Origin of the sequence: Streptococcus suis (assembly GCF_902702775.1) — a bacterium.
Lineage (GTDB): Bacteria > Bacillota > Bacilli > Lactobacillales > Streptococcaceae > Streptococcus > Streptococcus hashimotonensis.
The window spans coordinates 268,708-289,551 of the sequence record NZ_LR738724.1 but is presented as its reverse complement, the minus strand read 5'-3'; the positions used below and the strand labels follow the sequence as shown (position 1 = coordinate 289,551).

Genomic DNA, 20,844 nt, shown 5'->3' with positions numbered 1-20,844 from the left:
TATGGAAATGATTCGCGTAAACTTAGACAAGGTCCTCAAAGACCGACAAATGACTTCCAAGGACTTGGCGGAGCAAGTCGGCATCACCGAAGCCAACCTATCCATTCTCAAGACAGGCAAGGCAAAAGGCATTCGTTTCAACACCCTGATGAGCATCTGCCGAATCCTAGACTGCCAACCAGGAGATATTTTGGAATATGTGAGTGAGGGGTAGATACATAAAAAGAGATGAAGCAAAAAGGCTTTAATATAAAAAAATAGCTTAGAACCGCGCCATTCGAGACGTTAATTCTAAGCTATTTTTGATTGTTCAAATTTTAATCGAAAGGCTAAAGTTTTAGTCTTACCCATCCTGTTTTTAATAAGTCGCCAAGCGTTTTTCTAGTTGTAATTGACCAAATGCATAAAGGGTACAGATAGCCCAATAAATAAGGGCTACACAGATGTAAACGGTCATGTAGTCCGACTTGGCTCCGCCGACTATTTTTGCCTTATTGAAAATCTCTGGTACAGTAATCATGGCTGTCAGAGAGGTACTTTTGACCATGTCTAAGAGGACGTTGCTAAGGGGTGGAAGGGCAATGCGAAAGGCTTGGGGAATGATGATTTTTCGGTAAATCACATTGGTCCGCAAACCCAGGGAACGCGCCGCTTCCCATTGCCCCTTATCAATGGCTGAAAGAGATGCACGAATAATTTCAGAAATGTAGGCACTGGACATGGAGGTAAAGGCGATGATAGAGGCTGTTATGGCATCTAACTGCAAGCCCATAAAGGGCAGACCAAAATAGATGAAGAAAAGAAGAACCATGAGGGGAATGCCACGCATGAGAGAAATATGGGCCATAGCCAACCAACGCAAGGGTCCAAACTTAGACATCCGCATGAGGGCTACAAAAAATCCACAGAAAGTCCCCAAGGCAAAACCAATTAGGGATAGGGATAGAGTGTAGGGAAGTCCCTCCAAAATCTGTGGAATAGCCTCTCTTGCAATAGCTGCATTAAAAACTGCCTGCCAGTTAATATCCATATCTTCTCCTCTTTCCTAAAAACCAGATAGACCTTGCCAGTCTGGGACTGACAAAGTCTATACAAGATGCATTTATCGTCATTTAGTTTTTCTTTTATTACTTCGTTAACTCACCTTGCCTGATTGAAACAGTCTGGGGGACTGTTTCAAGTCAATGCCAAGAAACAAGAAAGCATTGAGATATGCCTGCGGCTATTGAGGCGAAATTGCTTCGCCCTATCCCCAGCCTTCAAAGGTTCCCCGAACCTTTGGAGCGAGTACTAAAAGTAAACTAAAAGACTATAATTTGATACTAATTCTTATTCAACTTCGATAACTGGCAATTTATCAGCATTTTCAACAGGGATTGTCAAATCTTGTCCTGCATAGTATTTCTCAGAAATTGCCTTCAAAGTTCCGTCAGCTTTCATTGCTTCAAGAGCTTCGTCAATTTTTTCTTTCAAGCTTGTGTCAGCCTTGCTCATGACAATCCCTTGTTCAGTTGGATTGTATTTTGCATCACCCATCTTCACTTTGATGTCTGGGAAGTTGGCATTTGCCCATTTGATGGCCATGACTTGTGTGTAGTAGTCGTTTGGAATGAAGTCTGTACGACCTGTTGATACATCACGCAAATAAACATCGTTGGTTACGTTGTCATAGATAACTGGCTCTGCACCTTGCTTTTCAGCAATTTTCATGTACTGAGTACCTGCACCACCACCAGCTTTTTTACCAGTCCAGTCGCTCAAGTCAGCTGCTTCGATTCCTGATGAACCATCTTCACGGACAATGTAGCCACCAACTGAATACTTGTAAGGGATAGAGAAGTTGTACTTTTCCTTACGCGCTTCCGTCATGTCAAAGTTGTTAACAGAAATATCAACCTTGCCACTGTCAACAGCTGTAAAGGCTTCTGCCACACCGATTTCTTGGTATTCGATTTCCAATTTCAAACGTTTACCAATTTCATTGATCATGTCAATTTCATAACCGACCAATTCTTTAGCATCGTTGTAGTAAGAAGTTGGGAAAAGGGTACCTGGTGTTGCAACTTTCAAGACACCTGCTTCTTGTACTTTTTCCCATTGAGTCTGTTCAGCAGAAGAACTGCTAGTATTAGAACTTGAGCTAGAACATGCTGCCAAGGTCAAAGTAGAAACCAAGAGAGCTGAGGCCAAAACTTTTTTCAACATAAAACAATCTCCTTTGGAAGCCATAGCTTCCCTTTTACTTTTTCGGTGTTAACCCACCAACTTTTACAGGTTAACATTTTGAAAACGTTTTGGCAAATAATTGAACTGAAAAAATGAATTCCCTTACAAGTTGAGTAAACCTGCTGCCTCCATTTGGTCTGCCAACTGCAAGAGTAAATCCTCTCGTCCCTTGGCTGCTGTCAATTGGATGCCGATTGGCAAGCCGTCAGCCCGCACATAAGTTGGCAGAGAAATGGCTGGCTGACCACAAATATTGGCCTGCTGCGTAAAGGGAGTTAGGGCTAGGCTGTCCTCGAACATTTGCCAGATCAGGGCCTGCTGCTCTTCCATGGAATAATTCTGAGTGTGCTTGAGGCGGTCCAGCAAATCTGCTGGCAGGCCAAATTGCCCATGCTTGGGCGCTACATCAGCCACCGTCGGTGTCAGAAGCAAGTCGTATTCCTCATGGAAACGCGCCATGCTGGCTCCAAACTGGTCCCAGTCCAAGAGGGCCTTGGAGTGCAATTTGGCTGGAATGGTTTGCCCGCTTTGGTAAATAGCCCAGGACATGACTTCCATGTCATCCAAGGTCATCTGGCGCCCAAAAGCTGCCTCGATATCGTCAAACATCTGGGCTGTGTCCACGCTGTTCATCAGGTAGAAGGATTTCATCAGGGCCACTCCATCCAGAGGATATTCTGACAACTCCACCAGCTCATGCCCTAAGTCAGCCAAGTGATGACAGGCTTTTTGAACCGCTTCTACCGCTTCAGGACTGACCTTGCTCCCTACTGGAGACTTGCTATAGTAGGCTATTTTAAGGGGACGAGACAATTTTCCAAACACCTCCGCCTCGCTCAGCTTGGCAAGGGGAAAGGGGGCTTCCAGCTGATAGTCCTGGAAATGGTAAAGTAGGCGCTGGGTATCGCGGACAGACTTGGTCAGGGCAAAATTGACAGATGCCCCCTGCCAGCCACGATAAGACTTGGGACCAACTGGAATCCGACCACGACTGGTTTTGAGTCCGATCAAGCCATTGAAGGAGGCTGGGATGCGAATTGAGCCACCACCATCCGATGCAGCAGCAATAGAAACCATGCCTGAAGCCAGTGCTGCGGCTGCACCACCACTTGATCCACCAGCATTGCGACTGGGGTCCAAGGGAAGATTGACAGGACCATGCAGGCTGGCATCTGAGATATTTTTGAAGCCGAATTCTGGCGTGTTGGTCCGACCGACAATGATGAAGCCCAAGTCCTTCAATCGTTGAACATAGGTATCGGTATGGCCTGCTGGCCGACCAGCAAGCAGGCGAGAGCCTGCAGAAGATGGCTGCCCCTTTTCATTTTGCCCCAAATCCTTCAGCAAGAAAGGAACTCCTGCAAATGGCTTGCCCAGGTAGTCTTCTTTCTCCGCTTCTTTCAGGGCTTCATCATATTGCTTGCTGACAACCGCATTGAGGGCGGGATTGAGCTTTTCAATCCTGTCAATGGTTTCTTGCACCAATTCCTTGGCAGAAACTTGTTTTTGATTGACAGCCTGAGCCATGGCTGTCGCATCTTTCCACATAGGCATCTCCTTGTATTTTTTATTAGCTTATCATGAAAGTAAAAAATCAGCAAGAAGTTCATTTTTCCTGCTGATTTTCATACCTTCAACCCTCACTATAACCTAGTTATCCGTATTCACTTTTTCAACAATCTCAATATCATACTCTCCAAAATCCCCATCTTGCGTCAGTTGAATAGTGTATTTTTTTCCTTTTTCCAACTCAAACGTGCCCTGATAGTCACCACTAATCTGATTATGGTATTCATCCAAAATAAGTAGGCTAGCTACGTCATTTGTCACCGATACAGAGTAGCTACCAGTAGCATCTGGGATAAATTGATAGGTATGTACCTCATTAGTAAAGGTCATTTCAGCTGATAAAAGAGTGTCTAGCGAAATCTTACGCATATCACTAGCATAGCCAATTTTAAGGCTATAATCACTGACTTCCTTCTCCTGGTAAACAAAGATTGAGTATTCCTCATCTTTTTCTAAGGTAACTGCCATCGCTGACTCATAAGAAGAGATTTCTCCTATTTTTTCCTTCAGTCTATTTTTAATCACTACTGACATGACTGCATCCGCCATTTTATCAGTCAATTCAAAGCCATATACTCCGCTACGCGGTGCTGTAAAAGTATAGTGATTGACCTGATCTGTAAATTCTATACTATCCTTCACCAGCGTGTAATTTGTAATATTCTCCAAGGGTTTCTGCACCCCAATATTTAATGTGTAGCTACTTAAGGAGGAATAGGTTTGGTGCCGAACCCCAATTGTATAGTTCTCTGATTCCTTTAAATAAAATGCCGAATAGGAATTTCCACTTGCCTCTAATTTTTTTCCATATGAATCCAACACATAGATAGAAAAACCAGCATCAGCTAAAACTTCTGTTAGACCCAGATGGTACAGACCCTCTCTTGGAGCAATATAAGAATAGACATTCGTTTGACCAGCAAAGGTCACCGAGTCTTTTACAAGGGTTGCCTTAGAAATATCCCTTGTTTCCTTAGCCAGAGTTAATTTTAAACTGTAAGTCACATCTGAATACTGACGTTTGGTTTTGATGGTGTACACTTTTCCAGCATCCAACTCTACAACTGTGCCTCCTGAACTAAAACTTTCTAGTTGTTGATTCGCTTCATCCAGCACTTCTACACTGACGTAACTTCCTTCTTTTAAACCAACCAATTCAAGATAGTAATTTCCTGTAATAGGTGCTGTATAAGAATATTCTTTTAGATTTTCAGACTCAGTTACTGTATCCCGACCTTCTGCTGGGAAAGAAACTTCCTGTGCTGTCTCAATCTCAATCGTTTCTCCCGCAGCAACGGGAGCAACAACTAAACTTTTAGCTTCTTTCTTGGACTCAACCTCTTCAATCGTAGATGAAGATTGTACAGCTTGAGAAGGAACTTCTTTTTGTTGGGTAAATATACCAGAAACCTGTCTATAGCCTATGGTCAGCAAGATGAGCAAAGCACTATAAAACAAGAGTTGGAATTTGTATTGAAAGATAAAAGAGTGCAGAATTGTCAGCAACCATCGTATCAAGTAAAAAGGTGTTAGAAGAATGTTTAACGCTTTATTTTTGGAATTCCCTTTAAAAATGTGTCGGAAATAATCTTTGATTACAATCCCTTTATGATTGTTTTTCAAAGCTAAAAAATCCATGATATTACTTTCACGAATCAAGCTAAAAATAGTAATAGGAATCGTTAACCAGACTGCACTAAGTACAGAAAACTTATCAATAAAATACAGTTGAACAACCGTTGGAATGATCAAACTCAAAATCACCAAAATTAACTCGTTAAAAAACTTAGCTATCTTCAGATAATAAGCTTTCATATACGATTGGAAATAATGTTCAACATCCAGTTCCGACAATTGAAATACTTCTGATAAATTCTGCTTCATCTGCTCATAACTGGAGCTAGCCTCATTCACTATTTTTAGCTCAACAAAGTTCTCCAAGTCTTCATCATCAACCAAGCCAGATATCTGATCCATGGTAACATTTGTCCCCTTATAAACTTGCTCTAGAAAATTCTTTGTAGCTAGCTTAATCCCTTGTTCTTCCCTAAATAGCTCGATTGCCTTTAATATTTTTGAACCAGCCATAATATCTCCTTTTCATATAAACTCCTTATTATAGCTATTCTGACATATTTCCCTGTAAATTTCAACCCCACTACTAGCACTTCTATTATAGAGCCTAAAAAATCAGCAAGCTGGGCTTACTGATTTTGAATGTTTGTTCAAAACAAATTACAATTCCTCAAAGGCATCTTTTACCTTGTCAAAAAATCCTTTTTTATGGGGCTTGACATCAATATTTCCTGCTGCCGCGAATTCTTTAAGAGCTGCTTTTTGGCGGTCATTCAAACCTGTCGGAGTGACGATATTTACTGTGACATATTGATCACCAATAGCTCCACCACGAACACTTGGGGCACCTTTTCCTTTGAGTCGGAAGGTCTTACCAGTCTGGGTACCTTCAGGAATGACCATATCCACATCACCGTGAACCGTTGGCACATGAACTGTATCTCCAAGTGCTGCTTGGACAAAGTTGAGGTTCAGTTTATAGTGAATAGTGGTCCCTTCACGTTCAAACTTGTCTGAAGGTTGGACCTGAATGACAACGTAGAGATCTCCGTAAGGACCTCCATTGAAACCAGCTTCACCTTGACCTGCCAAGCGAATACGTTGACCAGTTTCCACACCAGCTGGCACCTTAACCGTCACAGTATGGGCTTGTTTTTCATGACCAGTTCCATGACAGGTTGTACATGGGTCTTTGATTTGTTTTCCGCGACCATGACAGACATCACAGGTCATTTGACGGCGCATGGTTCCAAGTGGAGTTTGGGTGTCCACATTGATCACTCCAGAACCATGACAACGCCCACAGGTTACTGGACTTGTTCCAGGTTTGGCACCTGAACCTGTACAGGTTCGACAAGTTGCCTCACGGTTATAGGAAACTTCACGTTCCACACCAAAAATCGCTTCTTCAAACTTCAAGTTGACCGCATACTGCAAGTCATCCCCTTGACGAGGTGCATTAGGATTGCGCGTCGCACCACCTCCACCAAAGAAGCTAGAGAAAATGTCTTCAAAGCCACCGAAACCTGCTCCGTCGAAACCACCAAAGCCTCCTGCTCCTCCGCCGAAGCCACCGTTTGCTCCAGCAGGACCATACTGGTCATAGGCAGACCGTTTTTGCGGATCGCTCAAGGTTTCATAAGCCTCTTGGACCTCCTTGTATTTATCCTCCGCACCCGGATCCTTGTTAATATCTGGATGGTATTTCTTTGAAAGCTTCCGATAAGCCTTCTTAATCTCGTCCTGAGAAGCGCTCTTAGAAACGCCCAGACGATCGTAATATTCTGTATTGTTCATAGTTTATGATACAAAAGGCGTTAAGCGGACACAGCCAAAATAGGAGTTTTGACGCAGGACGCCACCGTCCTAGGAAAAACTATCTTTTTGGTACAGTCCGTAGCCCGTGTTCGAATTACCGAACTTGTATTCCTTTCTTTGAAATGTTGAAAGTAGCCCGTGTTCGATTACGAACACTTTCCTTTCTATGAAGATATTAAGCCGTTAAGCGACTCAAAGAAAAATAAGGAGTGAAAGTGTCCGGTGGAACACTTTCAGCCCTATCGCACAAAAATAATAAGCGACAGGTATTCCTCAAAAAGTCTATCCCCAGACTTTTTGACTTTTTCATAGAGTCGTAGGCGTATTCAATTCTGTAAAAGTTAGAAGGGTATTTACCCAAAAACAGAGGCTGGGTTGCAACCTCTGTGATTGGAAATTTTATTGACGAATGATTTCTATTCTCGAGAAGATGAGAATTGAGTTCGAGCTAAGAACTTCGGAAAAAATGATTTTCCAAACCCTAGATACTCAAAGAAATTCAAGACTAGGCTAGGCAACTGGACGAAGATTGAACTAGAGTTCATCGAGGAGAGTTAACAAAGCCTAGTGAAGAATTTCGAAGCTCGGGATAAAAAGGTCTCCTGAACCATTTACGACGTGAGAAAACAAAGTCGATAATACTTTGTTTTCGAGCTAGTAAGACACCTAGGTTAGCCGCAATAGCGGTAACCGTTAACTGATGAGCTACTTTTAGTAGCCATCAGTTTTGGTGTGTTACTTTTCAGTAAACTCGCCGTCTACGACATCATCGCCTGCGTTGTTAGCTGTTTGGGCGCCTTCTTGGCCTGCGGCTGCTTGTTGTGCTGCTGCGGCTTGCTCGTAGAGTTTCACTGCAAGAGCTTGAGCTTTTTCATTGAGGTTTTCAAGTTTCGCTTTCATGTCGTCCAAGTTGTTAGCCTCTTGAGCTGCTTTCAACTCGTCAAGAGCTGCTTGAGCTTGGTCACGTTCTGCGTCGAAGCCTTTGCCTTCCGTTTCTTTAAGAGTTTTCTCAGTCGCAAAGATTGCTTGGTCCACATCGTTACGAAGGTCCACCTCTTCCTTACGTTTCTTGTCTGCTTCCGCGTTTGCTTCTGCATCTTTCATCATGCGGTCGATTTCTTCATCTGTCAAACCTGAGTTAGACTGGATAACGATTGTTTGCTCTTTTTGCGTACCAAGGTCTTTGGCTTTTACAGAAACGATACCGTTCTTGTCGATGTCAAATGTTACTTCGATTTGTGGGATACCACGAGGTGCCGCAGGGATATCTGTCAATTGGAAGCGACCAAGAGTCTTGTTGTCCGCTGCCATTGGACGCTCACCTTGAAGCACATGGATGTCAACAGCTGGCTGGTTGTCTGCCGCAGTTGAGAAGACTTGTGATTTAGAAGTTGGGATGGTTGTGTTACGGTCGATGAGTTTTGTAAATACACCACCCATTGTTTCGATACCAAGTGACAATGGTGTTACGTCGAGGAGGACAACGTCTTTGACATCACCAGTAATCACACCACCTTGGATTGCAGCACCCATAGCAACAACTTCGTCAGGGTTTACAGATTTGTTTGGCTCTTTACCAGTTTCAGCTTTTACAGCTTCCACAACAGCTGGGATACGAGTTGAACCACCAACAAGGATGACTTCGTCAATTTCTGACAAGCTAAGGCCTGCATCTGAAAGGGCTTGACGAACAGGAACTTTTGTACGTTCTACAAGGTCGTAAGTCAATTCGTCGAATTTGGCACGTGTCAATGTCATTTCCAAGTGAAGTGGACCTGCTGCACCTGCAGTGATGAACGGCAAGCTGATTTGAGTGGATGTTACACCTGAAAGGTCTTTCTTAGCTTTTTCAGCCGCATCTTTCAAACGTTGAAGAGCCATTTTGTCAGCTGACAAGTCGATGCCGTTTTCTTTCTTGAATTCTGCTACCATGTGGTCGATAATCTTTTGGTCAAAGTCGTCACCACCGAGCTTGTTGTCACCTGCTGTTGCAAGTACGTCAAAGACACCGTCACCGAGCTCAAGGATAGATACGTCGAAAGTACCACCACCAAGGTCGAATACCAAGATTTTCTCGTCTTTGTCAGTCTTGTCCAAACCGTAAGCAAGGGCTGCTGCAGTTGGCTCGTTGACGATACGTTCTACTTCCAGACCTGCGATTTTACCAGCATCTTTTGTTGCTTGACGTTGGGCATCGTTGAAGTAAGCAGGAACAGTGATAACGGCTTTGGTTACTTTTTCACCAAGGTATTCTTCAGCGTAGCCTTTCAAGTATTGAAGGATCATAGCTGAGATTTCTTGTGGTGTGTATTCTTTACCGTTTGCTGAAACTTTTTCAGAAGTTCCCATTTTTGATTTGATAGAAATGATTGTATCTGGGTTAGTTACTGCTTGGCGTTTTGCCGCATCACCAACGATGATTTCACCATTTTTGAAAGACACAACAGATGGAGTTGTGCGGTTTCCTTCTGGGTTTGCGATGATTTTTGATTCAGTTCCTTCAAGAACTGCAACTGCTGAGTTTGTTGTACCTAAGTCAATACCGATAATTTTAGACATATGTTTTACCTCTTTTTAATTTACTTTCTTTTCAAGTAGTTTTACGACATTTCGGTCAAGTTTTCTTTTTTGGAAAATAGCAGAGCGACTATTCAGATACGACTACCATAGCCGGCCTCAACAGACGTTCATGCAACTTGTAGCCTTTTTGGAAGACTTGTGCGATGTGTTCTGCTGGGCAGTCGTCTGTAGCTGGGACTGTTTGAATGGCCATATGAAGATTTGGGTCAAAGACATCTGTTGCGACTTCTTCTACCCCTTCTTCTTTGAGGGCTTGAATCAAACTTTCTTGTACCATCTCCAAGCCTTTTTTGACATCTTCTGTCAGACCTTCGACTTGAAGGGCACGTTCCAAGTTATCCAAGCTCGGCAAGATTTTCTTAGCCAAGTCTTGCGAACGGTAACGCTGAATGGTTTGGCGTTCCTCGTTAGCACGGCGTTGAATATTTTGCATTTCAGCGTGGGCACGGAGGTACTTGTTTTCAAATTCCTCTGCACGCTCGTTTGCCAAATCCAATTCTGATTTTTCAGGAGCTTCGACAACTTCTTCTGTTGCTTCAACCTCTTCTACGATTTCTTCGTTTTTGATTTCTTCTGACAAAGCATTCTCCTTCTAATTTACCTCATAATGATTACTGCTCAAATATCGGTAGTAATCGGTTAATTTCATAAATAGGACGCGGCTGATGATGTTGATTAAGCTCATCTGCCTACGGTAGTCCATGTCAACAGGACCAAGCAAACTCATCTGGGCCATACCCCGATAGGGGATTGGAAAGCGATGATGAATAACTGTCACATCCGCTAAGGCAGGATCCCTATGTTCCGCCACAGAAATGCTGGTCTGCTGGTTTGGCGCCAAGCCTTGCCGCAACTCTGGGGCTAATAACTGTGGGCTATCCAAGAGCTGATAGGTGGCGAGATTGCCATAGGTCAGCGAAGCGACCTTTCCACTGATAAAGACTGATTCTTGGAAGAGGTTGGAAAAGACGTAGTCCATCAGATCCAAGACATTGTCCGTCGTGGTAAAGTAACGTTGCACCACCTGGGGAATCTCCGTCCGCAGCTTGTAGTGGATTGCCAATACCGTCTGGTCAACGAAGCGTTCATCCACCAAGCGTTTGAGCACTTCCAAGTCCCTGGTCAAAAAGTTCTTGGGAATGGCAAACTGGACGGTAACAGGTTTGGACTGGTCCAAGGTCAAGACTGCTAGAGCATCGTGGCTACTAAGCTGCACGATGTCAAAGGAAGTCAGCTGCTGACTGGTCGGCTCCACATCTAAGATGACCGAAGTGTAGCCTGTCAAATCCGCTAGGACTGTACTGGCCCGCTCCAAGATGTCTTCCAACTTGAAGGCTTCAAAATCGAAGGCCTTGACCACCTGATAAACATCTTCTTCATTGATGTGCTCCAAGTTGAGCGAGTGGTTGACAAAGTATTGAAAACCAGCCCGACTAGGCATCCGACCACTTGACGTGTGGGCCTTTTCTAGCAAGCCCAACTGCTCTAGCTTAGCCATATCATTGCGAATAGTAGCCGAACTAGAAGCAATCATCTCCCGTAGGGCCTTAGAACCAACCGGCTCATGATGGCGCGTAAACAATTCAACAATCAGATTCAAAATATCATTTTGACGTTGGGTAATCATCTCCGCTCCTTTCATGAACAGTGTTGATTTTTATATTTTTAGCACTCTATAACGATGAGTGCCAAACTTTATACTCCCATTATACGCCGAAAAAATGGATTGTCAAGAGAAAAAGACAAAAAATTAGCACTCTTTTACCTAGAGTGCTAAAAATCAGTCTGAGGACCGAGAATGGTGGAGGTCCAAATAATAAAAGTTCTTTTCCACAAATATTTTCGAATTACTTTTCTTCCTTCATATCAATTAAATTCCAAAAATTTAAAATCATTATCAGCGTTATAGCAATCAAGCTGTTAAAACTGTTTCGATTTAGAAAAACCACAGCAAAGATTGCAAGAGCATTGATGAGAGTTGCTATACGTTTTTGTTTTGTCATTTTCCAACCTCCTTATACTTCTGACGCAAACACATCAAGCCGATAGAACAATAAAGTAAAACTGGTAAGTCAGCAATAGCCATACCAATCATAACAGCAGGCAACTTCAAGACATAAAATAACAAGATAAAGAAAGCAAACAAGGAAGTGGCCAGTAGAAACTGTCTGGTAATAATTCTGTCAATCATCTCGAACTTACTCTGACGGTCACTATAAAGCTCAACTTCTCCTAAACTCTCATTCTTTCTAAAGTATGAAAAATGATTGCAATCACCGACATATTCCCAGCCATAATCTGCAAACATCTGGAGATATTCCTCCTTATCCTGACCTTTGGGCTTAAAATCCAGTTGATAGATAACTTCTTCAGGTAGACATTTCTCAAAGACATAGAAAAAGCCAAATTTATTTTTTTGAAATTTCCATCCCTGACGATGTTGCTCTGCCAAATAATGTTCTTCCTTTTCAAAATCAGGCAAGAAGAAGAAATGAATTTCTGTCTTAGTCTCCATAACTTTCCCCCTTGCTATTTCGATAAAGGCGTTCGATTCGAGCCAATTCTATGTCTAGAATTTCTCGACCTGTTGCTGTTATTTGGTAAAACTTTCGCTTGTCTTCTTCTCTAACAAAGGCAATCAAGCCATCCTTCTCCATTTTTGACAAGGTACCGTACATGGTTCCGGGGCTAATCACGACCTGACCTGCCGTGACTTCCTTTGTCTTCTGGGTAATATCATAGCCATGCCGTTCTTCCTGTAAATGAAAGAGAATATAGAAGGCTGTCTCTGTCATGGGAACATAGACCCGTTTTAACTTATCGTTCATAATAGCTCCTTCGCACTACGATATATCGAACTTCGATATGCAAATTATATCGCACCTCGATACACTTGTCAACAAAAAAATCAGAGAAGATCCCTGATTTTATATCTTATTCCCCTTGGGCAATCAATTCTGCCCCGCGTTTGCGGTAGGATAGGTCACCAACGGCTTCAATTAAAAGCTTGCCATTTTCGTATTTGAGGACGGTGATTGAGCCGTTATCGAGGAAGACATTGGCTCCACGCTCTGGCTCCAACAAATGAGCCAGGGTTGCAATGGTCATACCGTGACTGACCACAAGGGCATTGCCGCCACCTTGCTTTTCCAAGTCCTGAGCGATGGATTCAAAACCTGTCAAGATACGATTGCTCAAAACTTCCCATGATTCCGCCCAGCCAGCGGTATCTGCTTCTTGGATACCTGCTGCAATTTCCGCAAAGGACATGCCTGTCGCATCAACTGTCCCTTTCAAACGAGGCAGGACACCTTGGAAAAGCTCGGCATCATACATGCCCTCGAAACTACCAAAGCACCATTCACGGATACGCTTGTCTTGGTAATATGGGATTTTTCCTAAAATTCCCAACTCACGCTGGGCAATGGTCATGGTCTGAACGGTCCGCCCCAAGTCACTGGATACGGCTAGTTTAAAATCAAGGCCCGCATCCTTGAGCCCCAAGCCCAATTCACGAATTCCTTCCTCACCAGCCTTGGTCAGCGGTGTATCACACCAACCCTGCACGCGCCCGATGGTATTAAACATGGTTTTCCCATGTCGAGAAATATATAATCTTACATCTGCCATAGTGTTCTCCTTGTCTTTTCTTACTATTAAGTATAGCAAAAAACCGACTGCTTGTCGCAATCGGTTTACGTTTTTAGTTCTTAAAACTATGAATCGGTGCTGGAATCTGACCACCACGGTTGATAAAGTCAACAGACGAAGCCTGGTTGACCTTCATGACAGGGGCTGTTCCCAGAAGGCCACCAAATTCAATCATGTCCCCTTCTTTTCCAAGTGGAATAATACGGACCGCAGTTGTTTTCTGGTTGATAACTCCAATCGCTGCCTCATCCGCAATCATAGCCGCGATCGTTTCAGCAGGCGTTGTTTCTGGAATGGCAATCATATCCAAACCAACTGAACAGATAGCCGTCATAGCTTCCAATTTTTCAAGGTTAAGCGAGCCATTTTGCACCGCCGCAATCATACCCTCGTCCTCAGACACAGGGATAAAGGCACCTGACAAGCCACCGACTTGGTTGCAAGCCATGACCCCACCCTTTTTGACTGCGTCATTGAGCAAAGCCAGGGCAGCGGTCGTTCCGTGCGTACCTACGGTTTCTAAGCCCATTTCCTCCAATACCCGAGCCACTGAGTCGCCAACGGCTGGCGTCGGGGCAAGGGACAGGTCCACGATACCGAACTTAACACCCAGGCGTTCGCTGGCCATATTGCCGACCAACTGACCGATACGGGTAATCTTGAAGGCCGTCTTTTTGACGGTTTCTGCCACTACATCAAAGCTCTCGCCACGCACTTTTTCAAGAGCACGCTTGACCACACCAGGCCCAGACACGCCGACATTGATAACCACATCCGCCTCGCCGACACCATGGAAGGCACCCGCCATGAAAGGATTGTCCTCAACCGCATTGGCAAAGACCACCAGCTTGGCCGCCCCCATATCAGAAGCCTCCGCCGTCTCCTTGATGATCCGCCCCATATCCCGCACAGCCGTCATGTTGATACCCGTCTTGGTCGAGCCGATGTTGACCGACGAGCAGACTTTTGTCGTTTGGGCCAATGCCTGCGGTATAGAGTTGATGAGGATTTCATCCCCTTTTTGGTAGCCCTTTTGAACCAGAGCTGAAAAACCTCCGATAAAATCGATGCCGATCTCATGAGCCGCCTTGTCCAAGGCATGAGCCAGGGGAAGATAATCCGTGGCATCCGTCGCCGCACCAATCAAAGCAATAGGCGTTACCGACACCCGCTTGTTGACAATGGGAATTCCCAGCTCCGCCGCAATCTCATCACCGACCGCTACCAAGTTCTTAGCCTTGGTCACAATTTTGGTGTACACTTTTTCCGCAGCCTTATCAATATCCGAGTCAATACAGTCCAAGAGGGAAATCCCCATGGTAATGGTCCGAATATCGAAGTGCTGCTCCTCAATCATCTCAATGGTTTCTCTAACCTGTCTAATATCCATGAAATCTCTCCTTACAAGTTGTGCATGGCATCAAAAATCGCCGCACTTTGAATGTTGATTTTCACGTTCAAATTTTGACCAAAGGCATCCAATTCCGCATGAAGTTGCGTGAAATCTTTCTTCTCATCTGATGACACCACCGCCATCATGGTAAAATACTCATCCAAAACAGTCTGAGAAATATCATCAATATTGAGTCCCAACTCCGCAATCTTAGTTGCAACACCAGCAACAATTCCTGACTTGTCCTTACCGACAACTGTAACAATAGCTTTCATCTGAACACCTCTTCTAAATTTTCATTTATTTTATCATAAATATGCAGAAAAAGGTAGAAATCATCTAGATTCTACCTCTAACGTACGTATTTATTTTACCAATTGCGACCGACGGGCATAGGCTTTCCAATCAATCCCACGCGCTTCGCACCAATTTTGTACATTTGGAGCCAAGACCAAATCTTTCTGACGGAGTTCCGCAATGTTTTTAGCACCCAGCATGGTCATGATTTCAGCCATCTGCCATTGGAAGGTCTTGATAGCCTGCAGGCCGTCGTCAAAACGATGCCCCTTACCATCCTTGACATACTGGAGGAAATGATTGGACATACCAACAAGGTCTGCACCGAGGGCCAATGATTTGACAATATCTAGTGGTGTCTTAATACCACCAGATGCAATCAGACTTGGGCGAACTTCTTCAGGAACAGACATGGCTTCCACCAAGGATGTCACAGTTGACTGCCCCCAACCTTCTAAATAGGCATAATCATTGAAGGTCCGACGGGCATTTTCAATCTTGGCGAAATCCGTCCCCCCAGTCCCAGACACATCAATGGTCGTGACACCGACAGAAGCCAGCTGGGCAACCGTTTCTCGGCTCATGCCAAAACCAACTTCCTTGACGATGACCGGTACTTCCATCTCCCGCACTAGGGTTTCAATATTCTTCAACCACATGGTAAAATCACGGTCTCCCTCAGGCATGACAATCTCCTGGGGTGCATTGACATGGATTTGGATGGCATTGGCCTCCAACAAATCCACCGCCCGCTTGGCATTCTCAACACTGTGGTGGGCACCTAGATTGGCAAAAATAATGCCATAAGGATTTTCCCGACGCATAACGGAGAAGGTTTCCGCAACTGACGGATCCTTGATCGCCGCACTAACCGAACCTGAAGCCAGAGCAATCTTCCCAAAATGCCCCATAATTCCCAAGAGGCGATTGATTTCTCGCGTCTTTTTGCTTCCACCAGTCATAGCATTGATGAAGAAAGGAAAGGCAAAGTCCAAACCAGCTACACTGGTCGAAATATCCACTTCATCCACCTTGGTTTGAGGTAGGGAATGATGGACAAACAAGGTCTCCGTAAAGTCCTTGGCCGGTGTGGCACTATATTGCTGGTTGGCCAAGCCAACGTGTTGATCCTTGCGGTCTAAACCAAATTCTCCTAGATAAAACATAGGGTTCTCCTTATTCTCTACTTGTGATCTTTAGTTGGAGTGGAAGAATGCCGGCTTGTTGCCAAGCCTTCTCAATCGCTACTTTTTGTTCCTTACTGTCTACCAAGCAAATGCCGCAGTCACCACCGCCTGCACCAGATGATTTGGCCACCGCTCCATAAGTCTGGACCAGGTCACAGAGTTGGCTCAGTCGAGGCGTTTCAATGACCAAGCCCATCCTTCTCGCAAAGTCTTGTAAGAGCTTGCGGTTTTGAGCAATGGCCTGTCTTACTGACGCTGAGTCATTTGTCTGACAAGCTACTATCAACTGCTCTACACAGGTCTTGGAGTCGGCTAGAAACTGGCTATGAATGTGCTCTTTTTCTGCCTGACTTTTTTGGCTTTCCATCTGGGAAACCAATCGATCTGTCGAAGCCGCCGACCCTGTCCAACCAACCAAGAGGTCTAAGCCTTCAGGTAGCTGGATGGAGCTGATGAACAAACCCTGCCAATCACTTTCTACCAGATCAAGCAGGGACAGCTCTGCCATTTTCCCTAAAAGCCAAGAACGGTCCAGGGAATGATAGGCGATTAAACCACCAAAACTGGAAGCCGCCAAGTCACCGAAGGACCCCGTCATACCTAGCTTGGTCTGGGCCAAAGCTGCCAGCTTGTAGGTCAGGAGGGCATCTGGTCGGTGACCGTAGTAGGTTAGCAGGGCCTTGACCGTCGCAACCGTCACTGCCCCTGACGACCCCAAGCCATACTTGGCACCTGAAGTCTGGTCATCCAGATCAGATTGGACCGCTAGGCTGTAGGTTGCTTGACAGGACTGACCTTTGGCTGTCAGATAGGCTTCTGTCACCTGCATGGCTGTCTCAATCAGAGCATAAGGATGGTCACCTTGGACATGAACGACACCTTCCTGACGCTCCCAGGTCAGATAGAGGTCTGCTTGCTGGCTGGAGTGAAGAAGACCGTGGTCACTTGTTTCAATGGTGACAGTCAGGTATTGGTCAAGGGCCGCAATCACTGCGGGATAGCCTGCCTCGACAACTGCGTATTCCCCTGCTAGAAAGAGTTTTCCAGGTATCTTTACTTGTACTTTCATGCTACAAGCCCTTCTCAAACGTTGCTTGCGAAGCCTGCCACTCGTCTTCGCTGAGGACGTAGGCAGCAGGACCAGGCTTGCTGGTAATGATTTTCTCTCTTGGGAAGACTTTGGCCAATTCAGCTACTAGCTCATCCATTTGACTTGCCCGGCAGAGGACCTTGACATTCGGTCCTGCATCCATAGTCATGTAGGCTGATAAGCCACTTTCCTCACGAACCTGACGGACTGCTTCTTGGGCCACTAGACTATCCGCTGACCAGTAGGTAAATGGCGGATTGGCAGAAAGCGTCGTTGCATGCATTTTCATGCCGTTGTGTTCTGTGATTTGACCAAGTTTTTCAAAATCACGGCCGGCAATAGCTGCCTTGATGTCCACCAAGTCTTGTTTGGCGGTTTCTACCCAGGCGGAATAAAATGGCGAGGTAGCAACCGTGTGGTCCATTCCCTCTCGGCTGGCAATCTTTTTCGGTCCAGTGTTGACGGCTAAGACGACCATGGCAATATCCCAATCGGCATCGTCAATGGGATGAGCCATAGAATCTTCCGAACCCGTTCCCATATCCCACTCGACAAATCCACCGAATAGGCTACGTGTGCTAGAGCCAGAACCCCTGCGAGCAAGGGTTGATAGGGTGGCTGGTGACAAATCTAAATCCAAGGCAGTTGCGGTTGCAAGTGCAAGTGCTGCGAAGGCTGATGCTGAGCTGGCCAAACCAGCCGCAGTCGGAACAAAATTTAGACTTTCCACTCGGGCAAATGCCCTTTCACCTATATATTCGCAAAACAAATCCAAAAATCGAGAAATTTTTAAAATTTCTTTTTCTTTTTGTAAGATTCCGTTGAGATAGAACTCATCAGCAGTTAATTCTGGGTCAAAAACGACCTTGGTATCAGTATAAAATGCGTCAAGGGTCAGAGATAGACTGGAATTCATGGGTAGGAATAATTCCTTATCTCGTTTTCCCCAGTATTTAATCAAGGCAATATTGGTATGGGCACGAGCTATGCCTGTTTGTTTAGTCATTGGTTTCTCCTAAGTACTGTATCCAGGTTTGGCGGGCACCTGCTTGGTCAAGGATGTGTGCAAGATTTTGGGCATCCTGGGCTGTTCTTGCCAGGGCAATCATGCAGCCACCTCGGCCGCCACCAGTTAATTTGGCTCCGAGAGCTCCATTTTCTTGGGCAAGGCTGACTAGCTTATCCAGGCTAGGATCAGACACGCCTAATTTTTGCAGAAGGGCATGAGCTTGGTTCATTCTGCTGCCTAGAAGCTCTGCCTGGTCTGTGGCTAAATCTTCCTTGGCCTGTCGGGTCAAGTTACCCAGTTCTTCTACTAGCTTGATAGCCTCTGGCTTTTTCTCCAACAAATCCGCCACGTCTGAAATGGCTTCTAAGGTGTTTCCCGTCACGCCTGTATCAGCCACTACCAAGTGGGAACGGAGTTTCAGCTCCAAGGGTTCGATGGGCTGGTGCTTGATAAAGAAGACGGGGGACTTGCCGCTGGTGGTCGCCGCATCTATGCCTGATGGATTGCCGTGAGCAATTTTTTCCGAAGATTGGACGACGTCCCAGAGTTCGCTGTCGGTCAGTTCTTTCTTATAGTAGGCAAAGAGGGCGCGTGCTACTGCAACTGCCACAGCTGCACTGGAACCCATGCCTCGCTCGGCAGGAATGGTGGAACTAATCTCAATATGGATCGCTGGGTCTGTCGGCGCACCAATACGATAGAGCGAAAAACGAATGGCATGCTTGAGACTTTCCCAGATTTTTGGCATCTTGTGAACCAGCCCTTCATAGAAGTCACAAGCAACAGTCAGCGCTTCCCCTTGAGCAGTTACCTGAGCAATAATTTCAACAGCAGAAAAAGGCATAGCAATTGCTGGTTGCCCATAGACCACCGCATGCTCTCCCATCAAAATGATTTTCCCATTTGCTTTTCCTACTACCGACATACTTTTCTCCTTATACAATCACTACTATTATACCACTTTTACATAAGAATAAAACACACGAAAACAGCCGACCACGGCCGACTGTTCTCTAGGAGATTATATGAAAAAGATATGCCAGCCGTTTGAGCTTTAGTTCTTACGGATGACGATACTGAATACTATTCAGTAAATTCGCTATTTCTAGCTTGAATATAGTATATAGCTACTAACTTAAAAGAAACTGAAAGTTTTCTTAGCCCTATCTTAAATTGATTCTCGTTTTGAATACCTATACTGAAAAAATAGCACCCCTGCTCGGAAGGCATTATCTAAAATCGTTGCAATCCAAATGGCTGACAAACCGATTTTAAAAAATGTTACAAGTAAACAAGCTATGCCAATCCGCACTAGCCACATACCGATAGTTGTGGCATAAAAGGGTAATCTAGCATTTCCTAAACCTTGCCAAAGAGCTGTCAAAATAAGAGTGCCAGCTGTAAAGGGAACTCCCAACATGGCATAAAATAATACTGTTTGACTAGCTTGTGCTGCTTGAATATCCTTAGTATAAAGACCGATTAGGAAAGGCCCCGCAAAATAAGTCACACCAGCCACCAAAAACATAAACAGCAAAGAAAGGCCAAAGCTTGTTCGAAAAATATGTCGAACCATAGCCTTATCCTGTCTGTGTTTCGCTGTAAGGATGATTGTCGCGGTAGCAATCCCTAAAGCCGGCATATAATTAAACTGCGTCAGGGTTTCTCCAATCGCATTTCCAGCTACCGTCGCTGTTCCTAAGCTGGTAATCAAAGCTACGACTACCACATCTCCCACCCGCATCATCAACCGTTCACCAGTTGCTGGCAGGGCAAGTCTAAGTAGTTCTTTATCAAAGGACCAGGTCCATGGTTTTAAAGAAATTGGTAAGCGAGACCAAAGCAGGCTACAACCAATCAATCGCGATAATACCGTTCCAATCGCAACCCCAGCTACACCTGCATGAAGCACAAAGACTGCAAATGCTGAAAATAGTGCATTTAAAATGTTAGAGAGCAGGCTGATATACATAGGAAAACGTGGTTCCCCCAAGGTTCGTAAGATTGCACTCAAACTTGTCATAAGTCCCAAAAAAAGCGCTCCCCCACCAACCAATATCAAATAAAGACCTCCAGCCCGTACCACTTCTGACTCTGCTCCCAAGCTAGTAAGTACTATTGGACCTGCCAGAACTGAAAAAATTCCTAAAAGGAGACCGATAAAAACTGTAAACTTAACACTTTCACTAGCAGTTCCTCCAATGCCTTCTGAAGTCTCTTTACCCAAAGTCTGAGCCAAACGAGAAGACACCGCTGCTGCTAGGGCAATAAAAACCGCCTGATAGACGGCTAAAATATTATTAGCAAGGGAAACTCCAGACAAAGCTACGATGCCAATACTGGCTACTAGATAAGAGTCTACTACCCCCATTAACAGCTGGAGAAGGTTTTCCCCCATGGCTGGAAAGGCAATAGTTAAAATTTCTTTATAGGTTTGTTTGTTCATAAT

Annotated in this window: 20 protein-coding genes; 1 reads left to right on the top strand and 19 read right to left on the bottom strand. The window is 44.8% G+C overall.

What is annotated here, in order from left to right; genetic code table 11:
- The first annotated feature begins 1 nt into the window (after nucleotide 1).
- Nucleotides 2-214 carry a helix-turn-helix domain-containing protein gene (locus GPW69_RS01535; protein ID WP_024414391.1) on the top strand — a complete coding sequence of 71 codons (213 nt, stop codon included), beginning with the start codon at nucleotides 2-4 and terminating at the stop codon, nucleotides 212-214.
- Nucleotides 215-358: 144 nt separating this feature from the next.
- Here the strand turns inward: GPW69_RS01535 and GPW69_RS01530 are convergent, their stop codons facing one another.
- The 19 genes from GPW69_RS01530 to GPW69_RS01440 all read right to left on the bottom strand — a co-directional run bounded on the left by GPW69_RS01530 (nucleotide 359) and on the right by GPW69_RS01440 (nucleotide 20,841).
- Nucleotides 359-1,030: an amino acid ABC transporter permease gene (locus GPW69_RS01530; protein ID WP_024414390.1), complete on the bottom strand. Its 672-nt coding sequence runs from the start codon at nucleotides 1,028-1,030 to the stop codon at nucleotides 359-361.
- A 299-nt stretch (nucleotides 1,031-1,329) separates the two neighbouring features.
- Complete coding sequence (locus GPW69_RS01525) at nucleotides 1,330-2,205, bottom strand: transporter substrate-binding domain-containing protein (RefSeq protein ID WP_024414389.1); 876 nt, start codon at nucleotides 2,203-2,205, stop codon at nucleotides 1,330-1,332.
- Between the two features lie 123 nt (nucleotides 2,206-2,328).
- Nucleotides 2,329-3,774 carry an amidase gene (locus GPW69_RS01520; protein ID WP_074391414.1) on the bottom strand — a complete coding sequence of 482 codons (1,446 nt, stop codon included), beginning with the start codon at nucleotides 3,772-3,774 and terminating at the stop codon, nucleotides 2,329-2,331.
- 102 nt (nucleotides 3,775-3,876) lie between these two features.
- Nucleotides 3,877-5,883, bottom strand: coding sequence for a hypothetical protein (locus GPW69_RS01515; protein WP_074391413.1), 2,007 nt, complete (start codon nucleotides 5,881-5,883; stop codon nucleotides 3,877-3,879).
- Between the two features lie 147 nt (nucleotides 5,884-6,030).
- Complete coding sequence (gene dnaJ / locus GPW69_RS01510; RefSeq protein ID WP_074391412.1) at nucleotides 6,031-7,167, bottom strand: molecular chaperone DnaJ; 1,137 nt, start codon at nucleotides 7,165-7,167, stop codon at nucleotides 6,031-6,033.
- 756 nt (nucleotides 7,168-7,923) lie between these two features.
- Nucleotides 7,924-9,747: a molecular chaperone DnaK gene (dnaK, locus tag GPW69_RS01505; RefSeq protein ID WP_002943084.1), complete on the bottom strand. Its 1,824-nt coding sequence runs from the start codon at nucleotides 9,745-9,747 to the stop codon at nucleotides 7,924-7,926.
- Between the two features lie 88 nt (nucleotides 9,748-9,835).
- Nucleotides 9,836-10,348, bottom strand: coding sequence for a nucleotide exchange factor GrpE (grpE, locus tag GPW69_RS01500; protein ID WP_074391411.1), 513 nt, complete (start codon nucleotides 10,346-10,348; stop codon nucleotides 9,836-9,838).
- A 12-nt stretch (nucleotides 10,349-10,360) separates the two neighbouring features.
- Nucleotides 10,361-11,395, bottom strand: coding sequence for a heat-inducible transcriptional repressor HrcA (gene hrcA, locus GPW69_RS01495; RefSeq protein ID WP_074391410.1), 1,035 nt, complete (start codon nucleotides 11,393-11,395; stop codon nucleotides 10,361-10,363).
- A gap of 220 nt (nucleotides 11,396-11,615) precedes the next feature.
- Nucleotides 11,616-11,771 (bottom strand): hypothetical protein, encoded by a 156-nt coding sequence (locus tag GPW69_RS01490; RefSeq protein WP_156697649.1) that lies wholly within the window; start codon nucleotides 11,769-11,771, stop codon nucleotides 11,616-11,618.
- Nucleotides 11,768-12,283: a DUF2812 domain-containing protein gene (locus GPW69_RS01485; protein WP_074391409.1), complete on the bottom strand. Its 516-nt coding sequence runs from the start codon at nucleotides 12,281-12,283 to the stop codon at nucleotides 11,768-11,770. The genes GPW69_RS01490 and GPW69_RS01485 overlap by 4 nt, the downstream gene beginning before the upstream one ends.
- Nucleotides 12,273-12,596 (bottom strand): PadR family transcriptional regulator, encoded by a 324-nt coding sequence (locus tag GPW69_RS01480; protein ID WP_053867349.1) that lies wholly within the window; start codon nucleotides 12,594-12,596, stop codon nucleotides 12,273-12,275. Before GPW69_RS01480 ends, GPW69_RS01485 begins: the two co-directional genes overlap by 11 nt.
- 106 nt (nucleotides 12,597-12,702) lie before the next feature.
- Entirely contained in the window at nucleotides 12,703-13,398 is a 696-nt protein-coding gene (locus GPW69_RS01475; protein WP_074391408.1) for a histidine phosphatase family protein, read from the bottom strand.
- A gap of 73 nt (nucleotides 13,399-13,471) precedes the next feature.
- Nucleotides 13,472-14,809 carry a PFL family protein gene (locus tag GPW69_RS01470; protein ID WP_024384706.1) on the bottom strand — a complete coding sequence of 446 codons (1,338 nt, stop codon included), beginning with the start codon at nucleotides 14,807-14,809 and terminating at the stop codon, nucleotides 13,472-13,474.
- Between the two features lie 11 nt (nucleotides 14,810-14,820).
- On the bottom strand, nucleotides 14,821-15,087 hold the full coding sequence (locus tag GPW69_RS01465) for an ACT domain-containing protein (protein WP_074391407.1): 267 nt from the start codon (nucleotides 15,085-15,087) through the stop codon (nucleotides 14,821-14,823).
- Between the two features lie 90 nt (nucleotides 15,088-15,177).
- Nucleotides 15,178-16,275, bottom strand: a complete 1,098-nt coding sequence (gene fni / locus GPW69_RS01460) for a type 2 isopentenyl-diphosphate Delta-isomerase (protein WP_074391406.1) — start codon at nucleotides 16,273-16,275, stop codon at nucleotides 15,178-15,180.
- Between the two features lie 10 nt (nucleotides 16,276-16,285).
- Nucleotides 16,286-17,365 (bottom strand): phosphomevalonate kinase, encoded by a 1,080-nt coding sequence (locus GPW69_RS01455; RefSeq protein ID WP_074391405.1) that lies wholly within the window; start codon nucleotides 17,363-17,365, stop codon nucleotides 16,286-16,288.
- 1 nt (nucleotide 17,366) lies between these two features.
- Nucleotides 17,367-18,392 carry a diphosphomevalonate decarboxylase gene (gene mvaD / locus GPW69_RS01450; RefSeq protein ID WP_074391404.1) on the bottom strand — a complete coding sequence of 342 codons (1,026 nt, stop codon included), beginning with the start codon at nucleotides 18,390-18,392 and terminating at the stop codon, nucleotides 17,367-17,369.
- A complete protein-coding gene (gene mvk, locus GPW69_RS01445; protein ID WP_074391403.1) occupies nucleotides 18,385-19,320 on the bottom strand; it encodes a mevalonate kinase in 936 nt (311 codons plus the stop codon). Before mvk ends, mvaD begins: the two co-directional genes overlap by 8 nt.
- A 243-nt stretch (nucleotides 19,321-19,563) precedes the next feature.
- Nucleotides 19,564-20,841, bottom strand: coding sequence for an MATE family efflux transporter (locus tag GPW69_RS01440; RefSeq protein WP_074391402.1), 1,278 nt, complete (start codon nucleotides 20,839-20,841; stop codon nucleotides 19,564-19,566).
- Nucleotides 20,842-20,844 lie beyond the last annotated feature (3 nt).